Origin of the sequence: Sphingobium limneticum (assembly GCF_008710155.1) — a bacterium.
Taxonomy (GTDB): Bacteria; Pseudomonadota; Alphaproteobacteria; order Sphingomonadales; family Sphingomonadaceae; genus Sphingobium; species Sphingobium limneticum.
Window position 1 is genome coordinate 121,502 of sequence record NZ_VYPZ01000003.1, and the last position, 16,435, is coordinate 137,936.

Genomic DNA, 16,435 nt, shown 5'->3' on the forward strand with positions numbered 1-16,435 from the left:
GCCGGATTCCCTGGCGAAGCGATAAGCTGGAACCATGATAGCGACAGACGCATTCCCGTCGCCCTCTTCAAACTGATAGACCTCAAACCCGGATCAACCCACCCCGCACGGCATAGCCGCGATAGAGCGTCCGGCTATGCGGGAACCCACCCATATCCTGTGCCAGCCGTTCGATCGCGGGCGCCAATTCCCGGCGCGGCGATACGTGAAACTTGCCCAGCCACCCGAACAGCGCCCGCTTCCACAGCGCAGGCAAAGCCTCCTGCTGCCCGAAGTCGACGATTTCCAGTTTGCCGCCCGGCGCCACGCACCGCGCCGCCTGCGCCAGAGCCATTTCCCATTCCGGGATCATCGACAGCGCATAGCTGATGAACACCCGCTCGAACGTCGCGCGGCCAAAGAGCGCCTGCGCATCGAAACCGCAGGCATCGCCTTGCGCCAGCATCACCCGGTCGCCCATGCCTGTTTTGGCCACCGACGCCCGCGCCGTGTCCAGCATCGCTTCGCTGATATCGACGCCACAGAGCCGTGCCTGCGGCCAAGCCTTGCCCACGGCGATCAGGTTGCGCCCGGTGCCACAGCCAATCTCCAGCACCGCGCCGCCGGCCGGTACGTCCAGATCGGCGATCAGACCGTCGCGGCCCAGCAGATAATATTTGCGCGTCAGGTCGTAAAAGTGCCGCTGGTAACGATAGACCCCGTCCATCAACTGGCTATGGCCGCTCATCACGCGCCTTTCAGCACATAGAGATGGACGCCGCCATAAATGGCCGACCGGTCGCGCGCGGTGTAATCGAGCGACGCTTCCGCTCGATACTCCCAGCGGTTCAGCACATCATCGACCACCCGGCCCGGCAATATGCTGGGTTCGCCGGCGGTACGGAACAGCACGCGCGCACCCGGCTTCGCGGTCCGCGTGATCTGCGCCCACAGCGCGTTCAACTGATCGTCGTCCATCCAATCCTGCGCGTCGAGCAGGATGTAGCGGTCGCACGACGCATCCGGCTGGCTGGCGAGGAAGTCGGTGAAATTGATGTGCCGCACGTCGACCCGCTCGGCCCGCGCGCGCACAGCATCATGGTTCGTCGCCTGCAAATAGGGCGGCAGCGGCCCCTCGCCCCCTGCATAGCCACGGCCGAATGCCTGTACCGCGAAATAATTGTCCTTCATGTCGAAGTCGCAGGCCAGCTTCTTCAGCCGCGCCTTCAGCACATTGTCCATCCGATCATCGCCCGCCAGCGCCTCGAACTGCGCGGGCGGGATGCCCAGGCCAAAGAGCGAGGCCGGCTGGCTGGTCAGCCACCGCACGAACCCCTTGTCGAAGATCGGCGCCAGTTCGCGCTCGAAAATCTCGACCTGTTCCTCGCGGCTGCGCGCGTCCAGCATCCGCTTGGGATTGATGCCATGCACCCGCGCCAGCAGATGGGCCGCACCGATGAAGCGACCCAGCAGTCCATGCTTGTAGATGCCGCGCGCAAAACCGCCGATGCGACGGCGACCGATCAGGTCGCGCCCTTCCCAATAGCGCCGCGTCGCTTCGTCCAGATGCGGGGCGACCACGCTCTTATAGGCGGCTACATTCGCCTTGTTGTCGGCCTGCGCGAAGAAACGGTGGAAGGCGGCATGATCGGGCAGCGTCCGCGCCGCCGCCAGCTTCAGCTTGTTGAGTGCGATATGCGCGGTATTGAGGTCGACCGCCGTGATCTTCGCCGGATCGGCGGTCAGATAGGACAGGACGTTGCAGCCGCCCGACGCGATCGTCACCACATGGCTGTCGGGCGTAATCGCCAGCGCTTCCATATCGACGGCCGGATCTTCCCATATCTGCGCATAGACAAGGCCGCGAAAGGCGAAGGTAAAGGCGCGTTCCAACAGGCCCTGCTTCGACAGGTGGCGATGGCGATGCACCGCGTTGGTGATTTTATCATGGGCGGCTGCGGTCATGGCTGCAATCCTACTTTGCCGTGTCGTTCGGCCGCCGATAGGGCAATGGCGTGTCGCCTGCATGACCAAGTGATGACGCGACGATGACGCCCCTTGCGGAACCCGGACGCCTCATCCCATCTTCTGCACCTATGGCCCATTGGATCGAACCGCACCCGACCGGCATCTATGTCCGCCCAGCCGATGCATGGATCGACCCGTCCCTGCCACAGGAACGGGCTCTGGTGACGCACGGCCATGCCGATCATGCCCGCGGCGGCCACGGCCATGTCTGGGCCACGCGCGAGACGCTGGCGATCATGGCGCTGCGCTATGGCACGGCCAGCGGCACGGCGGTCGATTATGGGGAGGAGGTTCGCATGGGCGGCGTGACCATCCGTTATGTCCCCGCCGGCCATGTGCTGGGCTCTGCGCAGATCGTGCTGGACCATGCCGGCGAGCGAGTCGTCGTCACTGGCGATTACAAGCGTCGCCCGGACCCGACCTGCAAAGCCTTCGAGCCGGTGCCCTGCGACATTTTCGTGACAGAAGCGACGTTCGGCCTGCCTGTCTTCCGCCATCCAGATACGGGCAGCGAAATGGACCGGCTGCTGGTCGCGCTCCACGCCAATCCGGATCGCTGCGTGCTGGTCGGGGCCTATGCGCTGGGGAAGGCGCAGCGGGTCATCTGCGAACTGCGCGCGCGGGGTCATCGTGACCCCATCTATATTCACGGCGCGATGGAACGCATGTGCGCGCTTTATGAGGATTTCGGCATCGACATGGGCGAACTGCGCCCTGCAACCGGCGTTGCGGCCAAGGATATGCGCGGACACATCATCGTCTCCCCCCCCTCCGCCCTCAACGATCGCTGGAGCCGCCGTCTGCCGGACCCCATCACCGCCATGGCGTCCGGCTGGATGCGGGTACGACAGCGCGCGCGGCAGAAGAATGTAGAACTGCCGCTGGTCATATCCGATCATGCCGACTGGGACGAACTGACCGACACCATCCGCGAAGTCGCACCGACCGAAACCTGGATCACCCACGGCCGGGAAGAAGCGCTGCTCCATTGGTGCATGACCCATCAGATCCGTGCCCGCGCACTGGCGCTGGTCGGCCGCGAAGATGAGGATGAAGGGTGATGGATAAGTTGACGACCGCCGTTCGAAGCGAACGGAACTAGGGCATGCGCGCCTTTTCCCAACTGCTCGACGCCCTCGTCTACACCCGGTCCCGCAATGCCAAGCTGGGTCTGATCGCCGCCTATATGCGCGCCGCGCCCGATCCCGACCGGGGCTGGGCACTGGCGGCGCTGACCGGCAATCTGGACCTGAAGGCGGTGAAATCCTCCGCCATCGGCGACATGATCCGCGCCCGCACCGATCCGATACTTTATGAAATGTCCCGCGACTATGTCGGCGATCTCGCCGAAACCGTCGCCCTGCTCTGGCCCAAACGGGAGGATCAGCCGGCCGAACTGGACGATGGCTCGCTCAGCCTGTCTGCTGTCATAGACCGCCTTCATGGCGTCAGCCGCGCCGCCGCGCCGGATATGCTGGCGCAGATGATGGATCATCTGGACTCCTCCGGCCGTTTCGCGCTGCTGAAACTCGCGACCGGGGGCTTGCGCGTCGGCATATCCGCCCGCTTGGCCAAGACTGGTTTCGCGCAGGCTTTTGACCTCGACGTTGATGATGTCGAACAGGTCTGGCACGCTTTGTCGCCGCCCTACGCGGCCCTGTTCGACTGGGCGGAAGGTCGCACCGCCCGCCCGGATCCCGAAGGCACGCCCTATTTCCGCCCCTTCATGCTGGCCCACCCGCTGGAGGCCGACAGCGTCGATCTCCAAGACTATGCCGCCGAATGGAAATGGGACGGCATCCGTATCCAGATCGTCGGCACCGGCACCGAAACCCGCCTCTACAGCCGCGCAGGCGACGATATCAGCGGCAGTTTCCCCGAAATTGCGGAGGCCTTCGCCGGCCATGCCGTCCTGGACGGCGAACTGCTCGTGCGTGGCGACATGCAGGGGGGAGAGGCGGCCAGCTTCAACGCCCTGCAACAACGCCTCGGCCGCAAATCCGTCACCGCAAAGATGATGGCCGACTATCCCGCCTTTGTCCGCCTCTATGATCTGTTGATCGAAGGCGACGAAGACCTGCGCGCTATGCCATGGGAACAGCGCCGCGCCCGGCTGGAAGCCTATATGCCGCAGCTGTCATCCGATCGCTTCGACATTTCGTCGGTCATCGACGCCCCCGATTTCGAGGCTCTCGCCGACATCCGCGCCGGCGCGCGCGATGCCGCGATCGAGGGCGTCATGCTCAAGCGCCGCGACAGCCCCTATGTCGCCGGGCGCAAGGCGGCACTCTGGTATAAATGGAAACGCGATCCGCTGACCGCCGACTGCGTGATGATGTATGCCCAGCGCGGTCATGGCAAACGCTCCTCCTTCTATTCGGATTATACGTTCGGCTGCTGGACGGAGGATGGCGAATTGCTGCCGGTGGGCAAGGCCTATAGCGGTTTCACCGACGAGGAACTGAAATGGCTGGACCGCTTCGTCCGCCAGAATACGGTCGCCCGCTTCGGGCCGGTACGCGAAGTGGAAAAGACGCTGGTGCTGGAAGTCGCCTTCGACAGCATCCACGACAGCAAGCGCCATAAATCCGGCCTCGCCATGCGCTTTCCCCGCATCGCCCGCATTCGCAAGGACAAGCCAGCAGCGGAGGCCGATACGGTGGCGGGCTTGAAGAAACTGGTCAGCTGACGCATGATGGGATCAAAGGGAGAACGGATATGGCCTATGAAGGAAGCTGTCACTGTGGCGCGGTGACGTTCAGCGTCGCGGCCGATGCCCCGACCGAGGCCATGAGCTGCAACTGCTCTCATTGCAGCCGCAAGGGCTTCGTCCTGGCCTTCGTGCCGACGGACCAGTTCACGCTGGAAAGCGGAGCGGATCACCTCACCGACTATCTCTTCTACAAGCACGCCATTACGCATCAATTCTGCAGGAGCTGCGGCACGGAAGCCTTTGCACTCGGCAAATCCCCCCAAGGCGACATGCGCGCCATAAACCTGCGCTGCGTGCCCTCGGTCGATATCGACGCCCTGACAATCCAGAAGGTGGACGGAGCGCGCTTTTAGGGAGCGTTATGCGTTCAAAGCAGCTGAATTTCTAAAAAACGAACACGCTGCGCCCGATGCTTTTTAACATCAGGCTTGAAAGAAGAGGCGGGGTCATGGAGCGACCCCGGCATGACGGCAAATTCATCGTCGCCCCCTTCCTCCCTCAATCCAACCGCTTCACCCGCGCGCCATTGCCACCCTTTTGCCCGCCGGCCTCGATCGACCTTATATAGCTCCCCTCGATCACCATGCCGGTCGCCGGATCGATATCCGCCTCCAGCACATCGTTGATCCTGATGTCGCCCAGCGCCTTGCGCATTTCCGCGATCTTGCCCTCGGGCGCCTTGTCGCCACTCGCGCGGATCATCGTCTCCAGATAGGATGTGATCGCCTCGCCCGCGGCTTTCGGGTCCATCTGGGTATGCTGTTCCCAATGGAACGCCGCCGCCGGGCGCGTCAGGCGCATGCGGCTGGTCGCGGGCAGCGGCATCGGAAAGATGCCGGTGTCCAGTTCGATGTCCGCCTCATACCATTCGCCCGGCTCACGCGGATTGCGCCCCAGCCCCAGAAAGGTCGCCCAGGGTTTCAGGAACAGCTGCGCCGCCTGCTCGGGTGACAGTTGCTGGAACCCCGCCGCCATCTTCTCGATCATCGCAGCGGCCGGCGCGCGTTTCGCCTCGTCCGGTTCGATCAGCGCAACCATATCCTTCATGCCCGCGCCGATCTTGCCCTTCAGCGCATCCCAGTCCCGCATCCGCAGCACTTCGCCATCGGCACCGACATCATATTCCATCGGTTCCATGAACGGGCGCAGCGATGGCGGCATCTTGGGATCGCCGACCGACAGGCTGAACTCGGTCAGCCCCGGCAGTGTCCCCTTCATCAGTTCGATGCGCAGCACATAGCCCTCGCCATCCCGGCGAAAGCGCATCACCTGCTCCACGATCCCTTGCTGTTCCTGCCCACCCCGGCTGCGCAGCGTCGATACTTCGTAGCGCATCGGCTGGTCCAGTGGCGGCGCGAAGGTCAGCTTCACCTCGCCCTTCGTGGCCTGCGCCCTGGGCGTCGCATCGGCGGCGAAAGCGCTCGGCCCAGCGCCCAGCATCGCCGCCAAGGCCAACCCCGCCAGCAGCGGCTTTTTGAAACCAAACCAACTCTGACTTTGCGCTGTCATTCGAGCCTCCTATATGGGCGCTTTCGCGCGACCGGCGCGACCATAGCCATGGAGCAATATTAGTGAGCAAGGTTCTTGTCATCGGCGCAGGCGGCGTCGGTTCCGTCGCAGTCCACAAGATGGCCATGAACGCTGATATTTTCAGCCATATTACGCTCGCCAGCCGCCGCCTCATCAGCTGCGAAAAAGTGGCCGAATCGGTCAAGGCACGCACCGGCGTCACCATCGACGTGGCACAGGTCGATGCCGACAATGTCGAAGAGACGATCGCGCTGATCGAAAAGGTGCAGCCTAAGCTGGTCGTGAACCTCGCCCTTCCCTATCAGGATCTGGCGATCATGGACGCGTGCCTCGCGACCAAGACCGACTATCTCGACACCGCCAATTACGAACCGCGCGACACCGCCAAGTTCGAATATAGCTGGCAATGGGCCTATCAGGACCGCTTCAAGGAAGCGGGCATCATGGCGCTGCTGGGTTCGGGCTTCGACCCCGGCGTCACCAGCGTCTTCGCCTCCTATATCAAGAAGCATCTGCTCGACCGGATCGACACGCTCGACATTCTGGATTGCAATGGCGGCGACCATGGCCAGCATTTCGCCACCAACTTCAACCCGGAAATCAACATCCGCGAAGTGACCGCGCCCTCGCGTCACTGGGCGAACGGCGCATGGGTCGAAGGCCCGGCCCTCAGCCACAAGCAGGTGTTCGACTTCGATCAGGTCGGCGAAAAGAACATGTACCTCATGTATCATGAGGAGCTGGAAAGCCTCGCCACCCACTATCCCGAAATCCAGCGCATCCGCTTCTGGATGACCTTCGGCGACGCGTACCTGAAGCATCTGGAGGTTCTCCAGAATGTCGGCATGACCCGCATCGACCCGGTTATCTATAACGGGCAGGAAATCATCCCGCTGCAGTTCCTGAAGGCCGTGCTGCCCGAACCGTCGAGCCTGGGTTCGACCACCAAGGGCAAGACCAATATCGGCGATATCGCCACGGGTCAGAAGGATGGTCAGGACAAGACCGTCTATATCTATCAGGTCTGCGACCATGAAGACGCCTATGCCGAAACCGGCAATCAGGCGGTCAGCTACACCACCGGCGTCCCGGCGATGATCGGCGCGGCCATGATGCTGACCGGCGCGTGGAAGGGTGACGGCGTGTTCAACATCGAACAGTTCGACCCCGATCCCTTCATGGACATGCTGAACAAGCACGGCCTGCCCTGGCAGGTGAAGGAACTGGACGCGCCGCTGGCTTTCTAATTCGGCCTTGCCGCACGAATGAACGTCACCCCGGCCTTGAGCCGGGGTCCCGCTTCTTCTCCACCGTTGCTAAGGCAGCGGGACCCCGGATCAGGTCCGGGGCGACGGTGGAGCATCTGGAGTGGAACGACCCATGGAAACCCGCGCCGGCGATCCCGCCGCCTTTGCCCATTTCGACCTGTACCGCGTCCCATCCCCCGCCTTCGTGGTGGATGAGGCCGCGGTGCGCCGCAACCTCGCCGTCCTGCGCGACATAGGCGACCGCGCGGGCATCAAGGTGCTGGGCGCGCTCAAGGCCTTTTCCATGTGGTCGCTCGGCGGGGTGCTGGGCGAATATCTCGACGGCGTCTGCGCATCGGGCATCTATGAAGCGCGCCTCGGCCGCGAGGAGTATAAGGGCGAAGTCGCCACCTATTGCGCCGCCTACAAGCCTGCGGACCTGGCCGAAATCCTCAAGATTTCCGACCATGTCATCTTCAACAGCCCCGGCCAGATCGCGCGCCTCAAGCCCGTGATCGACGCCGCCCGCGCCGACGGTCGCGTCTTCGACATCGGCCTGCGCCTCAACCCCCTCAATCCGGAGGGGGAAGTGCCCAAATATGACCCGTCGCAACCGCATAGCCGCCTCGGCTTCCCGATCGACCAGTTACGTGCGGAGCATCTGGTCGGCGTGGACGGCCTGCATGTCCACAATCTGTGCGAACAGGATCTTGGCCCGCTCGAGCGCACCTGGGCAGCGATCGAACCTTATGTCATGCCCCATGTCGGGGGCCTGAAATGGCTCAATTTCGGCGGCGGCCACCATGTCACTCGCGCCGATTATCAGGTCGACGACCTCGTCGCCTTCCTCCAGCGGATCAAGGCGCAGACCGGCCTCACCCTCTATATCGAGCCGGGCGAGGCGATGGCGCTGGACGCCGGCATATTGATCGGCGAAATTCTCGACGTCATCGACAATGGCATGCCGGTCGCCATCACCGATATCAGCGCCACCTGCCACATGCCCGACGTGATCGAGGCCCCCTATCGCCCCGCCATGCTGCATGAGCCGGAGGAAGGCGCCGTGACCCGGCTCGGTGGCCCATCCTGCCTCGCCGGTGATATCATCGGCGATTATCGCGTCCCGGGCGGCGCGGAGCCCGGCGCGCGCATCGCCTTTCTCGATCAGGCCCATTATTCGATGGTGAAGACCAACACCTTCAACGGCGTGCCTTTACCGTCCATCTGGCTCTGGAATTCCGAATCCGATCAACTCACGGAAATCCGGTCCTTTTCATATGACGATTTTAAGACTCGGCTATCCTGATTTTGATCGGTCGGACGCCTGATGGCGTGCGTTAATCGGGCGGAAAGCATCTTCCGCCCGACGGAAATTTCCTTTCTTTTCAACACCTCGCCCAAGCTTCGGCACGGTTCATGGCAGGGCGCGCAACAAATTTGAGATGCGCGCTTTACAGGGGGGACACTGCCGCATATACGGACCGTCCGCTGCCCCATGGGACTTCCACCGCAAGGCAGCTTTTCGCCCTGAACTACACTGGAGGTCCCTTGAATTGCACAAGCATCCTAGCGCGCTGGGGGTAGCAACCGCCCTCAAACCGGCAGCACCGGTAACGCTGATTCGCCCCGAAGCCGCCGCTCGGGCCGCCCGCTTCTTTACGGAGAAGTTTCCGGGTCGCTCGCTCTATGCGGTCAAGGCGAACCCGTCTCCCGATCTGATCCGCACGCTGTTCGCATCGGGCATCACGCATTTCGACGTGGCCTCGATCGCCGAAGTGCGCTTGGTCGCCGAGACGCTGGCTGGTGAGGAAGGCGTCAAGCTGTGCTTCATGCACCCGGTCAAGGCCGAGGAAGCGATTGCACAGGCCTACCATGACTATGGCGTGCGCACCTTCTCGCTCGACACGATCGACGAGTTGGAAAAGATCATGCGCGCCACCGGCGATGCGACCGATCTGGAATTGTGCGTTCGTCTGCGCGTTTCGTCCGAACATTCGGAACTCAGCCTCGCGTCCAAATTCGGCGCCGAACTGGGCGAAACCCGCGAACTGCTGATGGCTACCCGTCAGGCCGCCGATGCGCTCGGCATCTGCTTCCATGTCGGCAGCCAGGCGATGAGCCCGCAGGCCTACAGCGATGCGATCGAGCGCGTACGCGCCGCGATCGTGGACGCAGCCGTTACGGTCGATATCATCGATGTCGGCGGCGGCTTCCCGTCCATCTATCCGGGCATGGAACCGGTCGCGCTCGAAAATTACTTTGAGGCGATCCACCGTGGCTTCGAAAGCCTGCCGGTCAGCTATTCGTCGGAACTGTGGTGCGAACCCGGCCGTGCGCTCTCGGCTGAATATAGCTCGATCATCGTGCGCGTCGAACGCCGCCGTGGCAGCGAACTGTACATCACCGACGGTGCCTATGGCGCGTTGTTCGATGCTGCGCATATCGGCTGGCGTTTTCCTGTGGCTCTGCTGCGCGAAGACGAAAGCGAAGAGGAACTGACCGGTTTCTCCTTCTACGGCCCGACCTGCGACGACATGGACCATATGGTTGGTCCCTTCATGCTCCCGTCGGACGTGAAGGTCGGCGACTATATCGAAATCGGCATGCTCGGCGCTTATGGCGCGGCGATGCGCACCGGCTTCAACGGCTTCACGTCGGAAGCCACGATCGAGGTGGAGGATGAGCCGATGGCAAGCCTCTACACCGAAGTCGTGCCGGCCCGCCGTCGCGCGAACGTCATCAAACTGGGCTAAGCTGGCGACAGCTTTCTTCAGGAGAGGATAGCCATCCCTCGCCGCTTCCCCCCAAGCGGCGAGGGATTTTTCTTATCTGCGAAAAATACCCACCAGTTCGACATGGGTGGTCCAGCGGAATTGCCCCACGGGCTTGACGCTTTCCAATCGATAGCCCGCCGTCGTCAGATGCACCGCATCGCGCGCGAAGCTTGCTGGATTGCACGACACATAGGCGATCGTCGGCACGGTGGACGCCGCCAGTTGCAGCACCTGCTCCTTCGCACCCGCACGCGGCGGATCGAGTATCACGGCGGCAAAGCGGTTCAATTCCTGTGGCGTTAGCGGCCGGCGGAACAGGTCGCGATGATCCGCCACCATTCGCCGCTGCACTCGCGCACCGGCCTGCTTGAGCGCCAATATCGCATCGCGGGCGCCTTCCCCTGCATAAACCGGGCGGCCCTCGCCCAGCGCCAGTGCGAATGTACCAAGCCCGGCGAACAGGTCTGCGATCGCGCCCGTTTCCGGCAGTGCATCGCGCACCGCGCCGACCAGCGCCGCCTCGCCATCGGGCGTGGCTTGCAGGAAGGAGAAGGGGGGAAAGCCGACCGAGACGCCACCGAAACTGACTGTCACCGCCTCCGGCTCCCAGCGCGTTTGCGGCCCGTCCCCCTCGTCGATGGTCAGGCGCGCCAACGCATGACGCCGCGCAAAATCGCCCAGCCCTTCGTCCGCGCTAAGCCCCTGCACCTTCACCCCCTCCAGCAGCAGGTCGACGCCCTGGTCGGTGAGCGACATGCGCACATGCGCCGCGCGCTTGTCCGGCAGGATCGTCCCCAGCAGCCCGCGCAGCGGTATCAGCAGCGCAAACAGCGCCGGGTCCAACACCGAACACATATCCAGGTCGATCAGCTTGTGGCTGCCCTCTTCGGCAAAGCCGATGGTGACGCGATTGCCGGCCCGCGCCGCGCGCAACGACGCGCGCCGCCGCGTCATAGGTGGGGAGATATGGGGCGGCAGCACGGTATTCGGCGTCAAACCCTGCCCCGCCAGCGCCCCCACGACCCGCCCCGTCACGAAATCGGCGTAGCTTTCCTCATCCAGCTGCTGGACCTGGCACCCGCCACAGGCCGGGAAATGGCGGCAGGGCGGCTCGACATGATGCACGCCGAAGACGATGCTGCCGTCCGACGCTATCCGGTCGCCCGGCGCGGTCCGCGGGAAATGGCGGCCGTCGGCCGTGATGCCGTCGCCCTTGGCGGCGATGCGGATGATGCTATCTGGATCATAATCTATCACAATCGCGCGGCGATAGCCGCTGGCAGCGTGGCAAGCAAATCATCCGCGACGAAAGCCGGCCCAGCCCGCCGCGCTGCATCGCCATGCAGCCATACCGCCTCGCAGGCCGCGCGGAACGGATCGCCGGTCACCGCCAGCCGTCCGGCCGCCAGTCCCGCCAGCACATCGCCGGTGCCCGCCGTCGAAAGCCAGGGCGACGCACCGCTCGCCACCGCCGCCCTGCCATCGGGCGCAGCGACCACGCTATCCGCGCCCTTATAGACCACCACCGATCCGCACGACCGCGCCGCCGCCAGCGCCCGATCGATCTTGCTGCCCGGCAGATCCCCGAAAAGCCGGTTAAACTCGCCCTCATGCGGCGTCATGATGGCCGGTCGCGACAGATCGCCAAAACCCTTTTCTGCAAACAGCCAAAGGGCGTCAGCATCGGCGACGAACGGCCCGCCTGCCTTGGTCACAACGGCAAGTCTGTCCCAGGCTGCATCATCACGCCCCAATCCAGGCCCAACCAGCACCGCCTTGGCGCGATCCAAATCCAGCGAGGCGCTCCGCACGATCGCATGGCTCAGTACCGGAACCGCCACGTCGGCGATCAATCGTACATAGCCTGCACCCGATCGCGCGGCCGCTTCGGCCGACAGGCAGGCGGCGCCCACCATCTCACCGGCCACCACGGCTACCAATCCGCGCGTATATTTATGGGCATTCGCTCCCGGCGCGCACAATGCAGGTGCGCCCAAATGATGCACTTCGGTCGGCACAGCGATCCCGATGTCCGCCAGCACCAGTCGCCCCATATGCGCCGCCGCCGGCTGCAACAGATGGGCGGGCTTGTACGCGCCCAGGGCGACGCAGATATCAAAGCGCGGCACAACCGAAAGCAAGGCGCCGCTATCGCTATCCACCCCGCTCGGCAGGTCGATCGCATGGCTGATCGTCGCCGCTTCGCTCAGCTGGCACAGCCGTGCCGCCATCGCTTCATCCAGTCCGCGCGTCAGCCCGGTGCCGAACAGCGCATCGATCAATTGCCCCGCCGGCGCGGCGGTCATAACATCCTCGACTGGCCCATCCCACGCGGCCCGCGCGCGCCGGCTAGAAGCGGTACGGCTATCCCCCAACGCCGCGATCCGCACCGCCACGCCCCGGTCGCGCAGCAGCCGCCCGATCACAAAACCGTCGCCGCCATTATTGCCCGGCCCGCACAATATCAGCGCATCGCGTCGATGCCCCGCGCGCCAGATAATCTCTGCCGCCGCCGCGCCGGCCGTCTCCATCAATCCATAATCATCGACGCCGGTATCGAAGGCCGCCTGTTCCGCCGCGCGCATCTGCGCCGCCGTCAGGATCGGCCCGCCCTTCACTTTCCGTCAGCCGCACCGATCTGCGCCGGCAGTCGATAGCGGTCACCCCCGGCCACGACCTCGATCCGCTTGTCGTCCAATATCGTCAGCTTCGCCGCCTCCGCGCCATCCGCCGCCTCCAGCCCGCGCCCGTCGTCCAGCACATGAAAGCGCCGAAACCCGCCGTCGGGATGGCGCAGCGTCAGCATCTTGCCACCCCGTTCGACCACACAGTCATGCGCCCACTCCTGCGATCCGCCCAGCGCGCAATCCGCTTTGCCATCATCCACCGGCCCGGCCTCTGCTGCCACGCCAGCTTGATCGGGCGGCGATGACGGCGCCTGCTCGCCACAGCCAGCCAAAGCCGCCAGCACCACCAGCGCGCAGCCGATCCGCCTCATGCCAATGCACTCCTGCAAGCCAGCGCCACCGGTCCCAATATCGCCGCAAAACGCGCCTGACCCTCTGCATCACCGACCAGATCCTGCCGCATCTCCACGCCCAGATAGGGGATGCCATTGGCCTCCGCATGGCGGTTCATCGTCGCGTTGAGCAATGTCCCGGCATAGGGCAGCTGATCGCCGACCTTCAGCCCCGCCGCTTCCAGCAATGGGATCGCGATGCGCGCCGCGCGATCATCCTGATTATACAGCACGCCGATATCCCATGGCCGCTGTTGATCCGGGTCGCTCGCCAATTTGGGCGTAAAACTATGCACCGACAGGATGAAGGGAGAGGTCATCGCGTCCAGCAATTGCGCCACCCGATGATGATAGGGGTGATGAAAGCGCATCATCCGGTCGTTCAGGTCGGCGTGGCGATTGCCGGGGATCGCATGGCCGTCGCTCATCACCGGCAACAGGCCGGGCGCATCCTCTTCGCGATTGAGGTCGATCACCAGCCGCGACACGCCACCCAATATCGCCGTCGCACCGAGTTGTTTGGCCAGCGACCGGCTGACCGCCGCCACGCCGATATCGACCGCAATATGCTCATGCAGCAACGCCGGGTCGATCCCCAGGTCGATATCCGCCGGCACATGGGCGGACGCATGGTCCGCGACGATCAGCAGGTCCAGGCCGCCGCCGTCAATCTGCTCATAGGCTTGCGTCATGCACATTTGATCCGCGTTTCCATCGTCCACCAATCTCCATGCGCGTCTGCCACTGCCCGCGCGGCCATCGCCATTGCCATATCGTTGCGAAACAATGCGAAGCAGGTCGCGCCCGATCCAGACATGCGCGCCAGCAGCACATCCTTTTGCGCCGCCAGCATGGCCAGCACATCGCCAATCACCGGCGCCACGGCCAGCGCAGGCGCCTCCAGATCGTTGCGGCCATCCGCGCACAGCGCGTCCAGACTGTCGGCGTCGAGCGTCCCGCGATCGACCCGATCCCAACCGGCAAAGACCTGCGCGGTCGATACCCCGACACCCGGATTGACCAACAGCATCGGCAGCCCTTCCAGCCCCACGACCGCATGGCGCGTCAGATGCTCGCCGCGCCCTTTCACCATCTGCGTCACGCTCGCGACGCAGGCGGGCACATCTGACCCAAGGTCCAGCGCCAGTCCGGCCAGTTCCGCCGCATCGATCCGCACCTCCCACAATCGTACCAGCAGCCGCAAGGTCGCGGCAGCATCCGCCGATCCACCGCCAATGCCGGACGCCACCGGCAAATTCTTCGTCAACCGGATCGCCGCTCCACGCTGCTCGCCCAGAAAGCTCTGCAACGCCCGAGCCGCCCGCACCACCAGATTGTCCGCGCCCGCATCCAGCGCCCTGCCGAACGGACCGTCGATCGTCAGGTCGATCGCCCCATCATCCGTCGCGATCCCGCTCAGATCGTCGCCATGATCGGCAAAGACGAACAGGCTTTCCAGTGCATGATAGCCATCGTCGCGCCGCGCCCGCACATGCAGCGCGACATTGACCTTGGCATAAGCGATCTCGGTAGCGGGTTTGATCGACGCATTCGCGTCGGGTGCCGTATCAGGGTGCGGCATATTCGGGCTTCATCCCCTCTTTGCGCTTCGCCGCCAGCCGTTCCGCGACATCGCCCTCGGCAAAAACGGACGCGGCGGCCCAGGCATAGCGCGCTTCATAGCGGCGCCCCGCCACCCACAGCGCATCGCCAAGATGCTCGTTGATCGTGCTGTCGGTAGGGGCCGCCGCCGCCGCCCGCTCCAGCACCGGCACGGCTTCACGCACATTGCCGGTCACGAACTGCGCCCAACCCAGCGAATCGGTGATGGAGGCATCCTGCGGCTTCAGCGCGCTCGCCTTCTTCAGCAATGCCAGCGCCGCCTCAACATTCTGCCGACGCTCGATCTGCGCGTAGCCGAGGTAATTGAGGATCACCGGCTCGTTCGGCGCCATCGCCGCCGCCCGCTCCAGCACGGCGCGCGCCTCATCCCATCTCTTGCCCTGTTCCAGCGCGCTGCCCTCGAACAGCAGCAATGTCCAGGGCATCTGGTCCGGGGCGAAGCCGGCCTGCGCCGCATGGAAGGCCGCCGCCGCGCCATCGAAATCCTGCTTCTGAGACAGCAACCGGCCCAGCCGTACCTGCCGCTCCGGCTCAGCGCCCGGTTCCGCCGCCTGCGCCCGTGCCAGTGCCAAAGCGCCGTCCATGTCGCCGGCCGCCGCCAAAGCGTCGATCAGTTCCGCCTGCGCCAACGCGCCATACCAGTCGCTCGCCGGCACCTTGCCCGCTTCGGCTGCGCCGCCCGCCGCGTGATCCTGCGCGGTCAACAGCCGCGCGGCGACCAAATGGACGTCGGCGCCATCGGGATCGGCAAAGGTCGCGATCCGAGCCAGCCTCAGGCCAAGGGGCGATGCGCTCGCATCGGATGACACATCGACCGCCAGTCGCGACAACAGCCGGGCAAAACCCTGCGCCGGCGTCGCCGCGCTACGCAACGCCTTGGGCAACTTACCCTTTTCGATATCCGCGCGCGCCCGCGCGAAATTGGCGCCGCCGACCGGCAGCAGCATCAGCGCCTCCGTCCGGGCACCGCGCGCCGCCAACTGCCCGGCCAGGGCCAGCCGTAACGTGGCTCCATCGCCGCTACGTATCGCCAACGCCTTGCGGGCCGCCGGCATCGCCACCGCCAGATCGCGCCGAGCCAGCGCCTGAAACGCGATATGTTCGTCGGCATAGCGCAGCCCCAGCGCTGCGAACCGGTCCTTGCCGTCGATCACCGGCGGCGCATATTGGCCTTCGCCCAGCGAAATCCAGCTGCGGATGATCGGCGCCAGAAAGGCGAAATTGCCTTCCTCCACCATTCGGTCGGTCATCGTCCGGGCGCCGGCCCAATCCTTGACCGTCAGCGCATCGCCGATCCGCAACAGTGTGCCGTCGCGCGGCAAAGCGCCCGCCGCATCCAGCAGCGCTGCCGACTGCCGCGCCAGCAACCGATCGCCGCTCTCCATCGCCTGGGCATAAGACCGGCGCGCAATCTCGATCCGCGCCGGATCCTGCTTCAGCGCCTCGCGATAGCTGGCCACCGCCAGCGTCAGCGCGCCATCGCCATCCGCCATGCGCGCCCGCACATAAGAATGGAGCGCAC

Annotated in this window: 15 protein-coding genes; 6 read left to right on the plus strand and 9 right to left on the minus strand. The window is 64.5% G+C overall.

All coding sequences use genetic code 11. The features are described from left to right. Positions 1-82: 82 nt before the first annotated feature. Both F4U94_RS05255 and F4U94_RS05260 read right to left on the minus strand, forming a co-directional pair. Positions 83-727, minus strand: coding sequence for a class I SAM-dependent methyltransferase (locus F4U94_RS05255; RefSeq protein ID WP_120250083.1), 645 nt, complete (start codon positions 725-727; stop codon positions 83-85). Next, positions 727-1,944, minus strand: coding sequence for a BtaA family protein (locus F4U94_RS05260; RefSeq protein WP_120250082.1), 1,218 nt, complete (start codon positions 1,942-1,944; stop codon positions 727-729). The genes F4U94_RS05255 and F4U94_RS05260 overlap by 1 nt, the downstream gene beginning before the upstream one ends. 131 nt (positions 1,945-2,075) lie before the next feature. Between F4U94_RS05260 and F4U94_RS05265 the strand changes: the two genes are divergently transcribed. Genes F4U94_RS05265 through F4U94_RS05275 form a run of 3 tightly spaced genes read left to right on the plus strand, consistent with a single transcriptional unit; the run spans position 2,076 to position 5,073 of the window. Next, positions 2,076-3,068, plus strand: a complete 993-nt coding sequence (locus F4U94_RS05265) for a ligase-associated DNA damage response exonuclease (RefSeq protein WP_120250081.1) — start codon at positions 2,076-2,078, stop codon at positions 3,066-3,068. A gap of 44 nt (positions 3,069-3,112) precedes the next feature. Continuing rightward, positions 3,113-4,696 carry a cisplatin damage response ATP-dependent DNA ligase gene (locus F4U94_RS05270; RefSeq protein WP_120250080.1) on the plus strand — a complete coding sequence of 528 codons (1,584 nt, stop codon included), beginning with the start codon at positions 3,113-3,115 and terminating at the stop codon, positions 4,694-4,696. Between the two features lie 29 nt (positions 4,697-4,725). Beyond that, positions 4,726-5,073 carry a GFA family protein gene (locus F4U94_RS05275; protein WP_120250079.1) on the plus strand — a complete coding sequence of 116 codons (348 nt, stop codon included), beginning with the start codon at positions 4,726-4,728 and terminating at the stop codon, positions 5,071-5,073. Positions 5,074-5,218: 145 nt separating this feature from the next. Here the strand turns inward: F4U94_RS05275 and F4U94_RS05280 are convergent, their stop codons facing one another. Continuing rightward, positions 5,219-6,229 (minus strand): hypothetical protein, encoded by a 1,011-nt coding sequence (locus F4U94_RS05280; protein ID WP_120250078.1) that lies wholly within the window; start codon positions 6,227-6,229, stop codon positions 5,219-5,221. 62 nt (positions 6,230-6,291) lie between these two features. Between F4U94_RS05280 and F4U94_RS05285 the strand changes: the two genes are divergently transcribed. The 3 genes from F4U94_RS05285 (at position 6,292) to F4U94_RS05295 (ending at position 10,250) form a co-directional block, all read left to right on the plus strand. Continuing rightward, entirely contained in the window at positions 6,292-7,497 is a 1,206-nt protein-coding gene (locus tag F4U94_RS05285; RefSeq protein WP_120250077.1) for a saccharopine dehydrogenase family protein, read from the plus strand. Between the two features lie 133 nt (positions 7,498-7,630). Further along, positions 7,631-8,803: a carboxynorspermidine decarboxylase gene (locus tag F4U94_RS05290; RefSeq protein ID WP_120250076.1), complete on the plus strand. Its 1,173-nt coding sequence runs from the start codon at positions 7,631-7,633 to the stop codon at positions 8,801-8,803. A 247-nt stretch (positions 8,804-9,050) separates the two neighbouring features. Then, positions 9,051-10,250 (plus strand): type III PLP-dependent enzyme, encoded by a 1,200-nt coding sequence (locus F4U94_RS05295; RefSeq protein ID WP_120250075.1) that lies wholly within the window; start codon positions 9,051-9,053, stop codon positions 10,248-10,250. 72 nt (positions 10,251-10,322) lie between these two features. On the opposite strand, the gene F4U94_RS05300 is transcribed toward F4U94_RS05295, so the two are convergent. From F4U94_RS05300 to F4U94_RS05325, 6 genes are read right to left on the minus strand one after another with little or no spacing between them, the layout of a single operon-like run. Next, complete coding sequence (locus F4U94_RS05300) at positions 10,323-11,528, minus strand: class I SAM-dependent RNA methyltransferase (protein ID WP_120250074.1); 1,206 nt, start codon at positions 11,526-11,528, stop codon at positions 10,323-10,325. Beyond that, the gene (locus F4U94_RS05305) at positions 11,525-12,889 is read right to left on the minus strand and encodes an NAD(P)H-hydrate dehydratase (RefSeq protein WP_232015944.1); all 1,365 of its coding nucleotides are present in this window, start codon (positions 12,887-12,889) and stop codon (positions 11,525-11,527) included. The genes F4U94_RS05300 and F4U94_RS05305 overlap by 4 nt, the downstream gene beginning before the upstream one ends. Next, positions 12,886-13,269, minus strand: a complete 384-nt coding sequence (locus F4U94_RS05310; RefSeq protein WP_232015943.1) for a hypothetical protein — start codon at positions 13,267-13,269, stop codon at positions 12,886-12,888. The genes F4U94_RS05305 and F4U94_RS05310 overlap by 4 nt, the downstream gene beginning before the upstream one ends. Further along, positions 13,266-13,982, minus strand: coding sequence for an N-formylglutamate amidohydrolase (locus F4U94_RS05315; RefSeq protein ID WP_120250073.1), 717 nt, complete (start codon positions 13,980-13,982; stop codon positions 13,266-13,268). Before F4U94_RS05315 ends, F4U94_RS05310 begins: the two co-directional genes overlap by 4 nt. Further along, positions 13,979-14,872, minus strand: coding sequence for a 4-(cytidine 5'-diphospho)-2-C-methyl-D-erythritol kinase (locus F4U94_RS05320; protein ID WP_120250072.1), 894 nt, complete (start codon positions 14,870-14,872; stop codon positions 13,979-13,981). Before F4U94_RS05320 ends, F4U94_RS05315 begins: the two co-directional genes overlap by 4 nt. Beyond that, a complete protein-coding gene (locus F4U94_RS05325) occupies positions 14,859-16,406 on the minus strand; it encodes a tetratricopeptide repeat protein (RefSeq protein ID WP_170271909.1) in 1,548 nt (515 codons plus the stop codon). Before F4U94_RS05325 ends, F4U94_RS05320 begins: the two co-directional genes overlap by 14 nt. Between the last annotated feature and the right edge of the window lie 29 nt (positions 16,407-16,435).